Below are 17,673 nucleotides of genomic sequence, written 5' to 3'. Positions count from 1 at the left end.
TTCCGTCGGTCTCAGGCCCGTCCCTCATCGGCAAGCCCGTCAAGGAATGCCTGCGGGTCGTACATGGCCGGCGCGAGTGAGCGGATTCGCTCGTCATCAAACTCCCACCAGCGGCTCGCCTGAATTCGATCGCGGGTGACTTCATCGAACCGATAGCGCAGCACCTTGGCTGGTACGCCGACAACGACCGCATACGGGGGCACGTCACGCGTAACGACAGCACCCGCTCCCACAACCGCACCGTCGCCGATGACCACTCCGGGTAGCACAGTGACGTTGCTGCCGATCCACACGTCGTTGCCAATGCTCACCCGACCGCTGGGACCGTGAGTGATCGCCTCGGGGACATCATCGGAGACGATGCCGCGGGACGCAAAGAAGAGAATGGGCGACGTGGTGACGTAGTCGGTCGGGTGGCTGATGCCCGGCAGGGTCAGATTGGGGCCGAGCGACGTGAAGGCCCCGATCCTCTCGATTGCTTCCCAGGACGGCCAGATCTGTCGGAATCCGTACGTATACTTGCCGATCGGCACGCCTGTGAACCGCTGCGACACATACCTGCTCAGCGCGTCAGAAGGACCATATCCTGCAGCGCGCCGCTCGAAGATCGCCCCGAAGAACCGGGAGAGTAGCGTCCTGCGGTCCCCGGCAGCTCCGCCCCTGAACCGCCACCACATCGCGGCAATCCAAGCGTCTTGCGGACGAATCCCGAGCGTCTGCGCCAGCTCCTGCGGATCAGTACTCATTGGCCAGTCTCCAATGCGCTCTCACGTGGGTTGCCTGCTGCAGCTGCGGCCACGATCTCCAGCAGCCTGGCACGGAACACCTGCGGTGCGAACTCGTGCGCGCGTCGTACACAGTCGGTGCCTTCGATGGTAGTGGCCTCAAGCCGTTCGATCGCCGCGATCAGCGACTCGACCGTGTGAGCACCAAAATGGACGCCGGTCACGCCGTCGACGACGGTTTCAACCGCGCCACCAGCCCCATACGCCACGACCGGACGTCCGCACGCCATCGCCTCGACAGGAGTGATACCGAAGTCCTCTTCGCCGCAGAACAGCAGCGCCCTGCACCGCGCCATCCTGGTGCGGACTTCCTCATCGGACGCTCGCCCGAGGAACTCGACCGTGGGGCCCGCCATCTGTTCCAGACTCGCCCGAACCGGACCGTCCCCGACCACGATCAGCCGACGACCTGTCTGGGTACACGCCTTGACGGCAAGATCCACCCGTTTGTAGCCCGCGAGGCGGGACACCACGAGGTAGTAGTCGTCATGAACCGCCGATGGCTCGAAGTCGTCGACCGCAACCGGCGGATACACAACCACCGAATCGCGACCGTAGATGCGCTTGATTCGATCTGCGATGTTGTGCGAGTTGGCGATGAAGATGTCGACGGCGTCGTTGGTGGCGAGGTCCCACCGCCGGAGTGGACCCATCGCAATTCGCGCCGCCGCTCTCGCCATGCCGCCGACCCCTGAGTCATGCTCGACGTAGGAATCAAAATCCCACGCGAATCGCATAGGCGAGTTGCAGTAGCAGACGTGCGCCGCGCCCTGAGGGATCGGGACGCCCTTCGCAAATGAGGTGCTGCTGCTCAGTACCACGCGACACGACGGCAAGCGCAGCCGCGAGAAGGCCAGCGGATACAGTGCGAGGTATGCCTTGTGGTGGCCTCCGATGCCCGGCGCCTTGTCGAGGAAGGTGGTCCGCACATCCCGCGTGCGGAAGAAGTCAAACGTGCGTTCAGGAGAGTAGTACGAGGTGTAGATGGGGGCGTCCGGGAAGATGCCGCACATCTCCTCGACAACGCGCTCGGCGCCCCCGAACTGTCCCAGATAGTCGTGCGCAAGCACGACATCGTACTCTGGCGCTCCCCCACCGCTCATCATCCGAGACCCGCCCTACGCTCAGACGGGGGTCTCGCCAAGTCCTCGAGAACGTCCATGTACACGGCGTTGGTCTGCTCGGCCATTCGTCGCCACGAGTAGCGAGCCGCCTGCACAATCCCCGCACTCGCCATTCGTGACCTCATCTCGGGATCACCACCCAGCACCAGTACCTGCCGCGCGAGTTCCTCTGCACTCCTGGGATCGAAGAACAGTGCCGCGTCGCCCAGAATCTCGGGCAAGCACGATGCCGAGGATGCGATGACCGGAGTCCCCAGACCCATCGCCTCAAGCCCCGGAAGTCCGAATCCTTCGTTGAAGGAGGGGAAGACGAACGCGGCCGCGGCCCCGTACAGCGCGGCGAGCCGCGCATCGGAGGCATAGCCCGTCATGACGACTCGGTCTGAAACACCGATCTGCACCGCGAGGTCGACCAGCCGCTGATGAAAGACATCCCCTTTGCCGACGATGGCCAGCTTGTACTCGGGCGGCAGCAGCGGAAGCGCCCTGATGACGACTTCGAGGTTCTTGTGAACGAACGCGGTGCCCACCGTGAGCAGGAACTGAGAACCGGCGAGTCCCAGTTCATCGATTGCCGCGGTTTCCGGCTCTCCGCGCCACGAGTCCTCTTCGGGCCCGCCCTCGTACGTCACGACCACCTTGCCAGGATCGACCTTCAACGTGCTGACCAGGTCGCTCTTAGTGAACTCCGAGGGCACGAATACCCGCTGCGCGCGCGAAACGGCCCGCGACAAGACAGTGAGGTACACCGCCTGCCGCATGGCATACACCGCGGCCGAGCCGCGAATGCTCTTGAAGCGATGCATCGTCAAGTCGTGAATCGTGACAACGAACGGGCCCCGATACGCGAGCGGAACGTTGAACTGCGGGAAGTGAACCAGGTCCGGTGCCTCCCGAGCGATGTAGCCACCGAGTCGCATCTGCTCGGCAGCGGAGTACCACGCTAGCGGCACCTCACGCGCGACCGGGCGCAGGCTCTCGGGAACTCGCTCGATGTCGTCGGGCTGCACCAAGACAGCAAACTGCTGACTCCGGTCGGCGACGGCGGGTAGCTCCCGAAGTAGGTTTCGGGTGTATCGGCCGATGCCTGTGGCACTCAGCATGCGAGCATCGATGAGTATTCGCTGCTGCCGCGGGCCGCTCACGATGCGACCTCGTCGCCTTGGCGCCCGAGCGTTCCGATGATCAGGATTACGATCAGTGCGAAGAGCGGCTGGTAGAGGATGTTGCTGAGGGATGCACCGCCCATGATGACGGCCGCGCCTGCAGCAAGCAGGCCAGCACTGAGTGCCACCCGTTCATCGGACACCGCAGTATCGGAGACGGCGGAAAGGACCGCCTTGCCGGCCAACGCCCCACCGACGAGCAGACAGCCGACAACGGCCGCAGCTCCCAGGTAGCCGGTCTCGACGGCGATCTCGACGATGGAACTGTGGGCCTCCCACGGCAGGCTGAACGCGCCCGTCGCGACGAGAGCCAGACCGAAGGCGCCCGGCCCCACACCGAGCAAGGGCGAAGCCGCAAGCATCCGCGCTCCCGCCTCCCAGAGTCGGATTCGAAACGCGCCTGTAGCGTCAGAGGTCGGGTTGAGTATTCCCTGGTAGCGGACAACCGCCGAGCTGGTGAGCTCGGGAGGCACGAACGCGACCGCAAGTGCGCCCGTCGTTGCCAGCAGTATCAACAGCGCCCCGGTCCGGCTCCAAAGCCCCATCGGACGACCGCGGGAGCGGGCGTACATGGTGAGACCCACCAACACGACCATCCCGACCACGAGCGCAAGCCCGCCGCCACGCGACAGCGAGGCCACCTGGCCAACAAGCATCAGAAGCGACGACCACAGCCACACCCAGACAGGCATCCCGCCGGGCCGCCAAGCCAGGGCGATGAGGAAGGCCGCCGCCAAGACGACCGACATGTGGTTCGGATCCTCCACGCCGCCCCAAAGACGCAGGACCACCACTCCAGGTGCGTTGGCTGCTCGGGCGGTGAACCCAAGCGCCACGATCGCCGACAGACCCGATGAGATGACGAGCGCGGATGCGGCGATGCGGGCATCCTTGTAGGTGACACTGCGCGCTGCAGCGATGAACGTTGTCGCGATGACCACGATGCGTCCGACCTTGCGGATGCCAACTCCGTAGAAGCCACCGTGGATCATGCTGGCGAGCCCCACGGCCACGAGGATCAGCACAGCCACGACAGCGACGGTGGGAACGTGTCGGCGGGGTATTGGGCGCGGGCGCAACAACGCCGAGATCATGAACGCGATCAGAAAGCCATCTGCCGTCGTGATTCCTCCGCGCGATATGGGCAGAAGAACCTCCACCACGCGGAACGGGATGAGCACCGCAGCGACGGCGAGCAGCTGTCCCGGGCGAAAGACCGCAGCCAGCACGAGCAGTACCGCGACCGCGATCGACGTGACCACAATCGCCGAGCTCTGGGTCACCCAGTACCCGAGAGCTGCGGCGAGTACCCACATGGCGGGCACGACAAGTTGTCTGGAATCAAATGATTGATTCATACAGCCGCCCGATAGCAGTAACCGTATGAGACATATCGTATCCCGAGGAGCGCTCGCGCGCGGCCGCACCAAGCCGAAGCCGTAGCTGCTCATCGCTGGCGAGCAGTGCGATCGCTTTCCCTATCTCGAGCGGGGCTTCAGGTTGGACGACGATCCCGGTCCCAAGATGCTCCACGAGTTCAGGATTGCCACCGACATTCGTGACGATAGCCGGTAACCCCGCAGCCATGCCCTCCATGATTGCCAGCGGGAGGTTATCCGCACGCGACGCAAGGAGGATCACATGGGCATCAGCAAGGTGCGATGCCACATCGTCTGAGTGTCCAGCAAACGTCACAACGTCCTCGATGCCAAGGTCGCGCGCGAGCTGCTCCAACTCCGCAAGACAAGGCCCCGAGCCCACGAGCTCAAGCGTCGCGACGACGCCCATCTCGCGCGCAGCGGCGAATCCCGTCATGGCGATATCCACGCCCTTCTCCTGAGCCAAGCGAGCGACGACGACGACCCGCAAGGGCTCACCTGACACTCGCTCGGAGCGCTCCTGCGACGCAAGCGTCCCTGAACTGAGGCCAGGTGCAATTGTCACCGGCGGCTGGTTGCTCAGCTGGGGATATCGCCGCAAGAGTGCGCTCGCAGTGGCATTCGACACCGCGATCAACGCATCAGTGCGTCGAAGCCGCAGCGCGTGTCCACGCTCGTGCAGAAACCGTCTCGCTCCCCGGACATACAGGTCCGGTCTCGCCTCGCTGATGCCGTGCTCGGTGCTTACGAGCCGCATCCCATGCAGTCCGCTGGTGGCCAACCACGCGTACCAATCGCTTCTACCGAGGTGCGAATGCACGATCGCCGGCCTATGCATCTTGACCAGACGTCGTAAGGCGAGCAGGGTCTGGAGATCGAAATTGCCTACGGGATCCGGAACAGTTGCCACTTCCAGACCCTGAGCGCGCGCGGCACCTTCCAGCCAGCCACCCTCGCAGGCGACGACAGTGACATCGTACGACGCGCTCAAGGCGGCGGAGAGCGCGAGGGTGTGATGCTCCACTCCCCCCTTACCGCGAAAGACGCAGACCTGCATCACCCTAGGATGCGCCATTGCCGGCCCCCATGAGTTCAGACACGATCGTAACGATCGTGTCTCCGTCATCTGCGGAGCCCATGAGATCACGGGCAGCGGCTTCCTGGCGTACACGCGCATCGGCACGTGCTTCCGCATCGATCAGCAGCGGCAGGACCGTCGTGGCTAGACGAACAACCCCTGGGCGTAGGCACGACACGTGCTGCGTCGTAAGGCTCTCATCGCTGACAGCCTCGACCGCGACGCAGCCAACCCGCTGCGCATCGAGAAGCGCTGTTGAACCGAGCGCCACCGCCACGCCTGCATGTCTTGCGACATCCGCTGCGCTCGTTGCGGCATCAACGAACATAACGCGCTCATGTGCCCGAAGCGTGTCGTAGGCGCTCACGACCTCACTGGGATGCGGCTTGACCACCACAAGCAGGTCGTCGCAGGCATCAAGCAGCCGGACGAGCTGGCCTGCAAGATCGAAGTGCGTCGCGGACGAGAACTCCGGCCCGTGCGATTGTGTGAACGCGAGCAGAACAGGACCCGTCCATGAGGCCACCTCGACATCAACCGCGCCCGTCGAGCTCGGTTCGATCTCCATTCCGACAGGCAGGCGACTGATCGTGACGCTTGAACGGGCCGTGGGCTCCAGCGCAGTAAGTGCGGCCTGAGCGGCGCTCGACCAGGCGATGTAGCGGTCAGCAAAGAAGGGAGCGTAGAGCTCGTTCACCGTGCCGTGCTGGAGCGTCACCCAGGGGATGCCCGCAGATTCGCACTCGGCCATCAGCGCCACGCTCGACGCAAAGTACTCGGATGCCGAAACCACGCACGTTGCCGACTCAAGGACGCCGGATGCTCGCACGCGAGCGCGAAGCGCTGCGTACAGCGCACATTCCGCGGTCAGTTGGAGCCGAGCCGGAGCGTCCCAAGGCCCTCGACCGAGCGCCTCTGTGAGGGAAGTGACCCCGAGCACCCCAGTGCGAAGACCCCTGACGAAGCCCGACACGGGGTTTCCGTCACCTCGCAGATCGTCAATCGACTCGCACTCGCGACCAAGCAGTCGCACGTGTTCCCGAACCCTATCCGACGCGCACAGTACGCTCACAGTGATGTCGGCTGCCTCTAACGCCGATACAACCGACAGCGGACCGCGGGTGAAACTCGGTGTAGGCTCCTCGATAAGCACGAGCACGTGGGCACGGTTGGCGCCAGCGGATCGAACACCGGATCCCATCGCGACGGCCAGAGCGCGGCGCACGGCGCCGAGGGCTCTGCGCCAGCGCACTGCAGGCGGCAGCAGTCGCCGCTCGCGCTCCCGCAGAAACGCACTACGCAACAGCGAGCGAGCGCTCCATGCATCAGCGACCGCACCCGCCGCCGTTCTCAAGGAGCACCAGGCCTCCCGAGCGCCAAGGCCGCTGGCACCCTTCCAAACGGTCGGGGCCGGTATCGCAGGAAGACTTGAACGAGTGCACTCATCGGCCCATCCGCTGGCGTACGACCACGTGAGCCAGCGTGCGACCCAACCGTCGTAGCCACGTCTCCATCGAGAGATGCGAAAGAGGAACTCGCCCAACCTCGCAACTGCGGAGAGAGCGCCACGTGCCGGGCCCCCGCGCCACACCATGCGACGCAGTACCCCCGTAGGGGCAACTGGGCGCTGCCTGCTCGATGGCTCGACACCCAATGCCTCTAAGACGGCGCTGGTGCCATGGATCGTCGCAAAGAGCGCCATACGCGCTCCGGCCTGAAAGCCGCGATCAAGTTTGTCGGCAAACGTCGTTGCAGCGGCAAGATGCTGCAGCGGTTCCCCGTCGAGGACGCACAGGCTCACTCCGGCGCCTATGAGCCGGTATCCGAATTCGATGTCTTCCCAGCCGTACGCCGAGAAGCGCTCGTCATACCAGCCGAGTTGCTCTCCGATAGTGCGCTCTATGCTACACACAGCTCCCCATGAATTCGCGGGAGCGCTGCCATCGCCGACCGAAAGCGCTTGATCATGCGCTGAGTTTCGCTCGACGAACGCGCGCCACATCGGCGACGGCGGCGGGTCACTTACATCGATCACCCGCTGCACGGCGCCGATGCAACCCGGGGCACCATCTATCGCGCCGAGATGGTGGTCACCGAAGCCCGCCGGGACGAGGATGTCGTCGTCCACGCGCGTTACGACGCGACCCCGAGCAGCGCGGCACCCCGCATTGACGGCAGCTGTGCGACCGCCATTCGTCACAAGATTGATCACGCGGACGCGCGAGTCCGCTCTCGCCAGCGCTTCGAGGAAGTCCAGTGAGCCGTCCGTAGAGCCGTCGACGACGTAGATGAGTTCGTCGTCGTGGGCTAGGCCCTCAAGGAGTACGGGGGCGGTCTTGCGAAGACGCTCGAGCCCCTGGAAAGTAGGGGTGCAGACACTGAGGCGAACGAGACCGGACGACGAGTCGCGGTCCGCCACACTACACACGACTGGCGGCCTTCAGCGCAGCCGCGTGTGCGCGAGTCTCGGCCCATGCATCTGCGACTCGGTAGCGTCCGCGTAGAACGCGAATCGCCCACACCGGCAGTGAACTCAGAAACGCGAGTGCAGCCAAGAAGAGGGATGCAACCGAGACAACCGAGCCGTAGTGTTTGCGAACGTAGCGCGCCTGGCCCTCTGCAAGCCACTCCAGGCCCCGACTCGGTCCAGGAGTGCTGCCACCGCCGCAGTGCACCACGGTCACGCTAGGAACGGCGAGAACGGCCCATCCCGATTCGTGCATGCGCCGGCACAGATCAACCTCTTCGCAGTTCATGAAGAAGCGCTCGTCGAACATGCCCACCTGAATCAGAGCACTTCTCCTGAGCAGCATCACCGCGCCGGAGACCCAGCCCACGTCCGTGACGAGCTGCAGGTCGTCATCGTCGATGTAGCCGAGCATGCGCCGATTGAGCGGTCCAACGTAGCGAGCGGGCACGAAGAACGTCCCCGCGAGGAGCAACGGTCCGGGCATCCGAAAAGCCGCCCGGGCGCGCGAGCCATCGGGTGACTGCAAACGGCAGCCCAAGACGGCGGCCTCAGCATGATCGGCTCCCACATCCAGAAGGCGCTGGATGGCGCCTCCCTCTCGAAACTCCAGGTCGGAGTTGCAGGCAAGTATCCACGGAGCCGTGGTTACGCCGACTCCCTGATTGACCGCCGCGCCGTAACCCTTGTTCGGGGTGTTCGCCAACAACCGAACCCAGGGAAACTCACTGCGAATGAGCTCGACGGTGCCGTCGGTGGAGGCCATGTCGACGACAACGACCTCTGCGTTGACTCCGACGAGCTGGTCCGCGAGCGTTGCGAGCGTGGTCGCAATCAACTTACGCGTATTCAATGACGGGATGATGACCGCAACCACCGGAACCCCGTTGTGCGCCTCCGACGACACTGGCGTGCTGCTATCTGAGTCCGACAAGCTGCAGCACCGCCTCGCTGGCTCCCCAACCGAAGTACTGATCGAGGAAGTACAGCGCGGAGACAGCGATGACCATGACGAGCATGAACGCGAGTAGGCCCGCGAGGAAGCGTGCAGTGAACTCAGCGATGCGGCGGCCCACGCTCTTCTCAGGTTCGCTGGAGACTGAGTCACCAGCCTGAAGGTCGGGCATGTTGGTCAACGTCTTCGTACTGCGGCGGTCGCCCTGCTCGGTGTAGTAGCCACCGTACCGGTACGTCCCGTAGTACGAGTCATAGTAGTAGCCGTAGCCACCGCCGGAGCCTGGCTCCTGCAGACCCCAGACGACCACGCCGATCATGCGAGCGCCAACCTTCTCCAGCTGCTCGCGAGCCTTCTTCGCTGCCTCTCGAGTCGACGTACCGCCACGCGTCACCATCAGCACGCCGTCGGCCCATCGCGCCACCGCTGCGGGATCGGCGACCGCGAGTAGGGGCGGCGAGTCGATGATGACCCAGTCGCCCCACTCCTTGAGCGACTCAACGAGCTCGCGCATCTTCTCCGAACCCAGCAACTCCGAGGGGTTGGGCGGCATCTTGCCGCTGGTGAGGACGAGAAGACCGTCCTCGCGAGGTCGCTGAAGCGAGGCCTTCAGCGAGTTGCGGCCCATGAGCACATCCGAAAGGCCCATCATGTTCTTGATGCCGAAGAACTGCTCGGTAGTGGGACGTCTGAAGTCGCATGAGACCAACACGACCTTCTTCCCGGTCTGCGCCAGCCCTGCCGCAAGGTTCGCAGCTACGGTTGACTTGCCCTCGCCCGGCGCAGCCGACGTTACAAGCAGTGTCTTGATGTCGTGCTGGAAGTTCACGAAGTCCAACGAGTTCCGCAGAACACGGTACGACTCGGCCGAGACGGAACCGGGATGCGTGACAATCGTCAGCCGGCGCTTCTCGCCCTTCTCGAAGTGCTCGGCTGGAATGTGCCCGAGAACCGGTGCGCCGTACAGCCGCTCAGCTTCCTCGGTCGACTTGATCGTGTTGTCGAGATACTCGACGAGAAACGCCATGCCCAGGCCCAAGATGAGGCCAACGACCAGGCCGAGTGCACCGTTCCTGAGGGGCTTCGGGGCGACCTGACGGTCGTCTACGACTGCCTCAGCTACAACTCGGCCCGAGCCTGACTCAAGTTGCTCGTTGACTCTGAGCTGCTCGAGTTGTGACGCGAGCGCGGTGTAGAGGCCAGTGGCTATCGACAACTCGGCAGTGAACTGGTCGTTTCTGATGGGCTGACCGTTCTCATCCTTCTTGAGGTTCTTTATCTTGGCGCCAAGCACCAGGATCTCGGCGCGTGCTTCGTCGAGGCGGGACTGAATCTCGTCGCCGGCCGCCTTGATGCTCTCTCGCTTGGTCGAACGAGACCAGTCGACATACGCATCTGCCAGCGCGTTCGCGGTCTCGGCCGCCCGTTTCGGATCGGTGTCGGTAACGACGATGGTGATGATGTTCGTCTGGCCGACAACGCTTACCTTGACCCGAGACAGCAGGCTGCCCGGGTCGGTCTTGAGGTTGAGCTTGCGAATGGCGCTCTCCGCGAGCGGACGCATTCGCATGAGTTGCACTTGGGTCTGGAGGCTGCGTTCGAAGTTCGACGAATCTGAGAGCAGCGTCCCGAGGAGCGCTGCACCGGTGTCCTTCTCAGAAATGAGGACTTTCGCCGATCCCTCGTACGTGGGCGGCTGCAGCATGGAGAGCACAACCGCAACAAGGGTGGAGATGACGATCGCCTGAATCACTATCCACTTGCGCGCCCGAAGCACGTTCAGGTAATCGCGAAGATCCACAAGCGCCCCTTACTCGTGAGTCACGTATGTGTGCGGATCACTTCTCGACCATGCGGAACGACGCAAGAAAGATGTAGTCCGAGTCGTCGACGGTCTTCTCGATGAGCGCAGCCTCGGCATCCAGAGGGTCGACCTTCTTGCCCGTCGCCTTAGACGGGACCGTCGTCGTTCCCGAGCCTTCAAGCGGATCACCAAACTCCATGCGAGAGTATTTCTTACCCAGCAGCGCGCGCACGACTTCCTGATTCGCCCGCTGTTCGGCAAGCATCGTGTTCATGACCCCGACATCGAAGACCTCAATGCCCGACTCACGAATGACCTTCTTGTCGTGCTGCTTGCCTTCTTCGATGGTGCCGCGCTGAACGGTCTTGGCCGACCCGTACACACTCTGATCACTCAGTCCGGTGACTGACATGATGTACCAGTTGTCCCCGCGATAGACCATCTGCATGACGCCAGGGGCCGAGGTGCCGTCACTGAAGAACGCCTTCATGAACACCGCACCGGCCGTCTTTCGCTTGTTGAGCTCAACCGAAGTCACCTTGATCAGGGTCAAATCGCCATCGGCAAGCTTGCGCAGGTTCGCTTGGGACTGAATCTGCTCCACGTACATACGCTTGGCCAAATCCTCTGACACGCCAGGGGGGAGGTTGAGTTCGCCCGAAGCCTCAACAGGGTCGGTGGTTTCGCTCGAGGCAGGGTCCGGGGTGGACGAGGTGGTGGTCGCGCCTGCGCGGCCTGCGGGTGGCGCTGCGCCCAGACCGATGAGATTCAACGCTTCCTGGGGGCCCCCAAGGTACAGGACAGCTCCGGCAAAGATGCCGCAGGCCAAGAGCAACAACAGGAGGACCGGGAGCAGGCCCTTCGACTTCTTCTTGCCCGATTCAGGTCCGCCCGTCTGCGGCCATTCGGCGCCTGACACCAGACCCTTCCCCCCTAGTACTCGAAATGCCGATACAACCACTCAGAACACGCAAAATTCGCACGTCATTCTCTCGTGCGTCGCAGCGACCCGATGATACCACTTTCCCCTATTTCACCTGCGATATCACGCTCTGTGGCAACTGAACACTCATCCACGTTGCGAGCAATGGCGTCTTCATATTGCTCTGCACTGACGAGACCTCGACCTTGGCATCCGCGACGGCCGCCGCGATACCAAGAATGGCGACACGACGAAGCTGCTCCGCCTGCGCCGCATCGAGGTAGCCCAATCCACGGACGACTGTGCGCAACTCCGTGCCGCTCAGCGTCTGCTCTCCCGAACGTACGGTAGCCAGGTTCGACCCGTCGAACACGCTCATTCGCGTCGGAACCGTCATTCTCAGCCCCCCGACCCTGTCGACCGCCTCGACCCACAGACGCTCGGGGACGGTCACGTACTGGCCGACATCGCCCTTGCCGGCATCGCTCATGGCATCGGCCACCGCGTTGCCTCCGCCGAAGACGAATGCATCGCCGAGTCGCTCGTAGGTGGTGCCCGGAACAGTGACGGATGTGTCGGGCGAGATGGCGGTCACGCCGCTGGCGTCCACCAAGCCGATCAACCCGGCTACCGTAGCGCCGTCCTCAGCACGGGACTCCAGAACCACAACCACCGGAGAATCTGGATCTCCCGAGTTCGCCTTCTCGCCGGCGATGTTCATGTACCCGATGCCGGCGATCAAGCCGACAACGAGGAGTGCCACCAAGGCACCTACCAGCACCGACCTTAGCATCAGCGGGCTCCATTCAAGTACGTCTGCACCCCATCGGCCATACCCTGCGCCAGTCGATCCTGATACCGAGGACTGGCGAGTAGCCGGTCCTCGACAGGATTCGAGAGATAGCCGACCTCTACGAGCACCACCGGGACGTCGGACCAATTGAACGCGGCCATCCCCGTACCCTTGTGTACACCGGCGTCCTGGGCGCCGGTGGCTGAGCACGCCGCCCTTTGCAGCACACGCGCAGCGGTTCGGCTCTCTGGAGCGATCCTTCGAGTCCAGCCGTTGTCCTTAGGATACGTCGTCCGTATACCCGAATCATCACTGTTCAGTGACGCGGCACAGTAGACCCGCAAGAACAGATCGGCCTGCACCTTGTTGGCCATGCGCGCACGCTCGGCGTTGGAGAGCGATACGTCGTTTGTCTGGCGTGAGAGCACCACGCGCACGCCGGCCTGCTCGAGCCGCCGCTTGAGGTTGGCAGATACCTGCAAGGCGACCTCGTACTCCGGGACGCCGGTGGCGACACCGGTTGATCCACCCGATGCCCGCGGCTTCTCCTTGTGAGAGCCAGGACCAATCGGCTCGAGGCGCGCATCGGCATGTCCTTGATGCCCCGGATCGATAAACACCGTGAATTTGGGACCACCTTTCGCGGACCCTGACACAGCCCTGGGTACCGAAACCCCGGCTAGCGGCGGCGCCGACATCGTCACGGTCGTATCGGCCGTGACGACCGATGACCCTTGGGGGGATTGTGCGGAGATCGTTCTGCTCGACTCGCTCGTCACAGTGGCCCCGGCTGACTGGAGTTCGCAGTGCAAACCCGCAGCCTCGAGCACGGCAGTCGCTTCCTGCGCAGGCATACCCAGAAGAGACGGGACCTCGATCATCCCGGCGCCAGGAACACTCGCAGAAATTGGCTGGACGGAGGCGATGTCCGCGGTACGAACGGCGCCCGAGTCGATCCCCACAACACGACCGGCAAGCGAACCGAGGGCGTAGGAACCAAGCACAAAACCCACGCCGGTCGCGACCACCACGGCAAGCAGAAGCGCGACAGACCGCCAGCGCGCGGGACTCTTCCGAGACGTGCGCCGCGAGTCGCGAACGGGACTGGCGTCCGACCTCCCGCCCATGAGTTCCTTTCTGGTGGGCCCGGTAGGATTCGAACCTACAACCAAGGGATTATGAGTCCCCTGCTCCGCCATTGAGCTACGGGCCCCGAGGTCACTTCCGGGGTTGCGCCGTACGATTCTAACCCATACGGCGCCGTCGCTAGACCTACTCCTGCTGAGAGGCCGGCAACTCCCCAAAGAGCGTGTTGCATTGAATCGGCACCGTTCGTATACTTCTGTCTCGCGCCGCACGCCGGGCGCACGATATTCCTCGGTAGCTCAATGGTAGAGCATTCGGCTGTTAACCGAAGGGTTGTAGGTTCGAGTCCTACCCGGGGAGCCAGAAGACACAGAAGGCCCCGCAGCGATGCGGGGCCTTCTTTGCGTCTGAATGTGGGTCTATCCAGCTACTCCAAGTAGTCCTTCAGCTTGCTCGAACGGCTTGGGTGGCGCAGCTTGCACAGTGTCTTGCTCTCGATCTGGCGGATGCGCTCACGTGTGACCCCGAACTCTCGTCCGACCTCTTCCAGCGTTCGCGGATGGCCATCGACCAAGCCAAAGCGCAATTCGATGACCTTGCGCTCGCGCTCGGCAAGTCCGTCGAGAACCTTCGACAACTGCTCTTGGAGCATGGAGAAACTCGCAGCATCCGGGGGAACCACGGCCTCACCGTCTTCGATGAAGTCACCGAGTTGACTGTCCTCTTCTTCGCCGATAGGCGTCTCAAGGCTGACCGGCTCCTGGCTGATCTTGAGAATCTCGCGGACACGATCAGCCGTCATCTCCATCTGCTCGCCGATTTCCTCGGGGGTAGGTTCACGCCCGAGCTCCTGAAGCAGACCACGCTGAACACGGATCAACTTGTTGATCGTCTCCACCATGTGCACGGGGATGCGGATGGTGCGTGCCTGGTCGGCGATGGCACGGGTGATGGCCTGCCGAATCCACCAGGTGGCGTACGTCGAGAACTTGAAACCCTTGGTGTAGTCGAACTTCTCGACGGCACGAATGAGCCCCAAGTTGCCTTCTTGGATGAGGTCCAGGAAGAGCATCCCGCGACCCACATAGCGCTTGGCGATGGAGACGACGAGACGCAGGTTCGCTTCAACGAGCTGCATCTTCGCGTCGAGCCCAACCTGCTCGATACGGGACAGACGACGCTTGTCAGCGCGCTCCAGAGTCTGACCGGCCTCGAAGGCATCCTCGAGCTTCTTGGCGGCATCGAGACCCGCATCGATCTTCATTGCGAGGTCGATCTCCTGTGCCGCCGTCAGCAGGGGCACCTTGCCGATCTCCTTCAAGTACATCCTCACCGGGTCACCGGTCAACGGCGCAACGGCGTTGAGGTTCTCCCGCTTCTTGGCCTTCTTCTTCGTGCTCTTGGCGGGGGCGACCTTTGGCGGCAACGGAATGTCTACTGCCTCAGCTTCAAGTTCGAGGTCCTCGGGCTCTGCGCCGCCTACATCGACGTCCTTGACACCATCAGTACCCACGACCGCGAGCACGGCGGAGTCATCGACAAGATCCTCGACGATGTCGATGCCGCCCTGCCGGAAGTGATTGTAGATGTGCTCGAACTGCTGGTCTGACAGATCGACGTCAGACAGCGCGCCCTGGATCTCCTCATCGGTGAGGTTCCCCTTGGAGCGACCCATGGTCAGCAGCGTCTTAACCTGTGACAGCTCCAGCTCGGGCAACAGCTTCGAGGGCGCAGACGACTTAGCCGACGAGGCCTTGGCCCGCTTGGGCGCAACCGGAACGACCACAGGCACAACCGCAGCGGGCTTGTCCGCCCCCTTCTTCGGCTTGGGAGCCGGCTTGGCGACGCTCTTCTTCGCGTCAGCCGCAGCTGCCTGAGCCTTGGGCTTCGCCTTGGTGACCGCCGGCGTCGCCTTCGTGGGCTTCGTGGCCTTGGGCTTCGGCGCCGCCGGAACCGTTGCCGCTGCGGCCTTTGCGGCAGCGGACTTCTCCGAGGATGCCGCCTTGGCCTTGGGGGCAGACTTCGCCACAGGGACCGCCTTCTTGGTCGCGGGCTCGTCAGCGCCCTTGGGCTTCGCGGCCGCCTTCGCAGCAGCCTGGTTCTTCTTGACCGCGGACGTAGCCGTAGAGGCCGCCGCTTCCTTCTTCGTTACCTTCTTGGGCTTATCCGCCACGCTTGCTCTTCCCTCTCGTAGCCGTCAGATCAACGCGCGCCGCTGCGTAAGACAGCGAGCTGGCGCTGGAGTACCGAGACTTTCCTGAATACTTCGTCATACTCGTTCGTGTCCTTGAGCGAGCGGTTCTGATTCAACCACGCACTCTCTACACGTATACGCCGCTCGAGCGCCATCTCCTTGAGAGTGCGCACCACATCGGCCTCGACCTGGTCGTAATCCCCTTCACCCAACCCGTCGAGCTCCGCACCCGCGAGGGCCTCTGCCGAGCCAGGAACCCGCAAACCGAGTTCCCCGACTACGTCGGCGGGACTCATCTCGGGCCCGACCTGTGCGATGACCTCAGCCATAGCTCGATGCCGCTCATCGGTCAGCAGGTCCTCGTCAAGCAAGTATCGTGCCCTCGACCGCAGCCGACCGCTCCGAACGTACAGGTCGATGAGGTCACGCTCGGCGCGAAGCTGCCTCGCATCCCCCGGCTGAAGCACCGGAGGCTTGGTGCCCGGATGTGACTCCTCGTGGGTAGTGGCTTCAGAACCAGGACCGCTCCGCACTGCGGATATTGCCCGTTTGGCGGTCTCGAAATCGACAAACAGACGATCCGCTATGTAGTTGGCGTAGTCGTCAGCGAGAATCGAACCCTTGACCGGGGCAAGCACCTCGGCGGCCTCCTGTAGCGCGCGGACGCGCTCCTCGGGACGGTCCAAGTCCCATCGCTCGAGACGTCTGTCTATCGAGAAGCGCAGAAGCGGCACCGAGCTGGCAACCACCGCATTGAGACCCTCGGCTCCATGGGTGGAGACGTAGTCCGCCGGGTCCAGGCCATCCGGAATCACGGCGACCTCGAGTTCGACACGTCCCTTGCCCGCCTCAGGCGTCGCGCTGCGATCGATGAACTCTGCCGCGCGGTCCGCCGCACGAAGGCCTGCAGCATCCCCGTCGAACAGATACACGACGCGCTTCGCGAAACGGGAGAGTAACTTCACATGCTCACGCGTGAGCGCCGTACCGAGCGTCGCGACCGCATTGGTGATACCGGCTTCATGCAGGGCGATGACGTCCGTGTAGCCCTCCACGACCAAGGCGATACCCGTCGATGTGATGGTCGCCTTCGCGACGTCGATCGCGTACATATTTGCTGACTTGTGAAAGATGGGGGTGTCCTGTGTGTTGAGATACTTTGGCTCCTTGGGCTCGATGACCCTGCCGCCAAACCCTATCGACCGCCCCTGCAGGTCGTGAATCGGAAACATGATGCGCTCGTAGAACCGATCGCGAACCTGTCCACCATCACTGGCGAGACCAAGGTTCGCCGAGACGATCTCATCGGATGTGTAGCCCGCATCGGCGAGGTGCCGAACGAGAACTCCGCGTCCCGGTGCGTACCCGAGACTCCAGCGCTTCGCAACGGTGCTCCCGAAGCCCCGCTTGCTCAGGTACTCGCGCGCCTTCGCCGCTCCGGCCTCCGCTGACTTGGTGAGGTAGTCATGGTAGAAGGCCGCTGCAGCCTCGCTGGCCGCCATGAGCCGCTCCTTGTGCCCCCGAGGAACTCCACCCGCCTCCTCGGTTATCTCGATCCTGGCGCGATCCGCGAGCACCCGAACGGCATCCCCGAACTCAACGTTCTCTGTTCGCATCAGGAAGCCGTACGCGTCACCGCCGAGTCCGCAACCGAAGCAGTGCCACAACTGAGTCGCCGGATCGACCTTGAACGACGGGGTCTTCTCGGCGTGAAAGGGGCAGCAACCCCACTGCAAACGGCCCTTCTGCTTGAGGACCACCCGCTCCGAGACGAGGGACACCAGGTCCGTCGCATCGCGAACGCGCCGTATATCGTCGTCTGAAATACGGCCCATGAGTCCCTCCCTCCGATTGCTGCCTGCCCCGTCAATGACTACGACACCGCGCCGTTCACGCCGCGGTGTCGGACGATTCTACCCC

Annotated in this window: 13 protein-coding genes and 2 tRNA genes; 1 reads left to right on the top strand and 14 read right to left on the bottom strand. The window is 63.4% G+C overall.

Annotated elements, in window-relative coordinates:
• Positions 1 to 11: 11 nt before the first annotated feature.
• From HGB10_00210 to HGB10_00155, 12 genes are all read right to left on the bottom strand, one after another.
• Positions 12 to 677 (bottom strand): CatB-related O-acetyltransferase, encoded by a 666-nt coding sequence (locus HGB10_00210; GenBank protein ID NTU70240.1) that lies wholly within the window; start codon positions 675 to 677, stop codon positions 12 to 14.
• A gap of 65 nt (positions 678 to 742) precedes the next feature.
• Complete coding sequence (locus HGB10_00205; GenBank protein NTU70239.1) at positions 743 to 1,888, bottom strand: glycosyltransferase family 4 protein; 1,146 nt, start codon at positions 1,886 to 1,888, stop codon at positions 743 to 745.
• Complete coding sequence (locus HGB10_00200; protein ID NTU70238.1) at positions 1,888 to 3,054, bottom strand: glycosyltransferase family 4 protein; 1,167 nt, start codon at positions 3,052 to 3,054, stop codon at positions 1,888 to 1,890. Before HGB10_00200 ends, HGB10_00205 begins: the two co-directional genes overlap by 1 nt.
• Positions 3,051 to 4,400 (bottom strand): hypothetical protein, encoded by a 1,350-nt coding sequence (locus HGB10_00195; protein NTU70237.1) that lies wholly within the window; start codon positions 4,398 to 4,400, stop codon positions 3,051 to 3,053. Before HGB10_00195 ends, HGB10_00200 begins: the two co-directional genes overlap by 4 nt.
• A gap of 16 nt (positions 4,401 to 4,416) precedes the next feature.
• Complete coding sequence (locus tag HGB10_00190) at positions 4,417 to 5,478, bottom strand: glycosyltransferase family 4 protein (GenBank protein ID NTU70236.1); 1,062 nt, start codon at positions 5,476 to 5,478, stop codon at positions 4,417 to 4,419.
• A 37-nt stretch (positions 5,479 to 5,515) separates the two neighbouring features.
• Positions 5,516 to 7,951, bottom strand: coding sequence for a glycosyltransferase family 2 protein (locus HGB10_00185; GenBank protein NTU70235.1), 2,436 nt, complete (start codon positions 7,949 to 7,951; stop codon positions 5,516 to 5,518).
• A gap of 1 nt (position 7,952) precedes the next feature.
• On the bottom strand, positions 7,953 to 8,906 hold the full coding sequence (locus HGB10_00180) for a glycosyltransferase family 2 protein (protein ID NTU70234.1): 954 nt from the start codon (positions 8,904 to 8,906) through the stop codon (positions 7,953 to 7,955).
• A gap of 10 nt (positions 8,907 to 8,916) precedes the next feature.
• Positions 8,917 to 10,755, bottom strand: coding sequence for a polysaccharide biosynthesis tyrosine autokinase (locus tag HGB10_00175; GenBank protein ID NTU70233.1), 1,839 nt, complete (start codon positions 10,753 to 10,755; stop codon positions 8,917 to 8,919).
• 37 nt (positions 10,756 to 10,792) lie between these two features.
• Positions 10,793 to 11,677 carry a hypothetical protein gene (locus HGB10_00170; protein NTU70232.1) on the bottom strand — a complete coding sequence of 295 codons (885 nt, stop codon included), beginning with the start codon at positions 11,675 to 11,677 and terminating at the stop codon, positions 10,793 to 10,795.
• 109 nt (positions 11,678 to 11,786) lie between these two features.
• On the bottom strand, positions 11,787 to 12,443 hold the full coding sequence (locus HGB10_00165; GenBank protein ID NTU70231.1) for a hypothetical protein: 657 nt from the start codon (positions 12,441 to 12,443) through the stop codon (positions 11,787 to 11,789).
• A 29-nt stretch (positions 12,444 to 12,472) separates the two neighbouring features.
• A complete protein-coding gene (locus HGB10_00160; GenBank protein NTU70230.1) occupies positions 12,473 to 13,600 on the bottom strand; it encodes a PASTA domain-containing protein in 1,128 nt (375 codons plus the stop codon).
• An 11-nt stretch (positions 13,601 to 13,611) separates the two neighbouring features.
• Positions 13,612 to 13,686, bottom strand: a tRNA-Ile gene (locus HGB10_00155).
• A gap of 161 nt (positions 13,687 to 13,847) precedes the next feature.
• Here HGB10_00155 and HGB10_00150 point away from each other — a divergent pair.
• Positions 13,848 to 13,922: transfer RNA gene (locus HGB10_00150), tRNA-Asn, on the top strand.
• 64 nt (positions 13,923 to 13,986) lie between these two features.
• Here HGB10_00150 and rpoD read toward each other — a convergent pair.
• Together rpoD and HGB10_00140 are read right to left on the bottom strand one after the other, a co-directional pair.
• A complete protein-coding gene (rpoD, locus tag HGB10_00145) occupies positions 13,987 to 15,345 on the bottom strand; it encodes an RNA polymerase sigma factor RpoD (protein ID NTU70229.1) in 1,359 nt (452 codons plus the stop codon).
• A gap of 416 nt (positions 15,346 to 15,761) precedes the next feature.
• Complete coding sequence (locus HGB10_00140; GenBank protein ID NTU70228.1) at positions 15,762 to 17,588, bottom strand: DNA primase; 1,827 nt, start codon at positions 17,586 to 17,588, stop codon at positions 15,762 to 15,764.
• Positions 17,589 to 17,673 lie beyond the last annotated feature (85 nt).

The organism is Coriobacteriia bacterium (assembly GCA_013334745.1).
GTDB lineage: Bacteria > Actinomycetota > Coriobacteriia > Anaerosomatales > JAAXUF01 > JAAXWY01.
Note: the sequence above shows the minus strand (reverse complement) of the source record. Positions and strands in the feature narration are given on the sequence as shown.

What these genes read in the sequence shown, in the direction of transcription:
- HGB10_00210 (NTU70240.1), bottom strand. Translation starts at nt 677, where the DNA reads ATGTGGTGGCGGTTCAGGGGCGGAGCTGCCGGGGACCGCAGGACGCTA.
- HGB10_00205 (NTU70239.1), bottom strand. Translation starts at nt 1,888, where the DNA reads ATGAGCGGTGGGGGAGCGCCAGAGTACGATGTCGTGCTTGCGCACGAC.
- HGB10_00160 (NTU70230.1), bottom strand. Translation starts at nt 13,600, where the DNA reads ATGGGCGGGAGGTCGGACGCCAGTCCCGTTCGCGACTCGCGGCGCACG.
- HGB10_00140 (NTU70228.1), bottom strand. Translation starts at nt 17,588, where the DNA reads ATGGGCCGTATTTCAGACGACGATATACGGCGCGTTCGCGATGCGACG.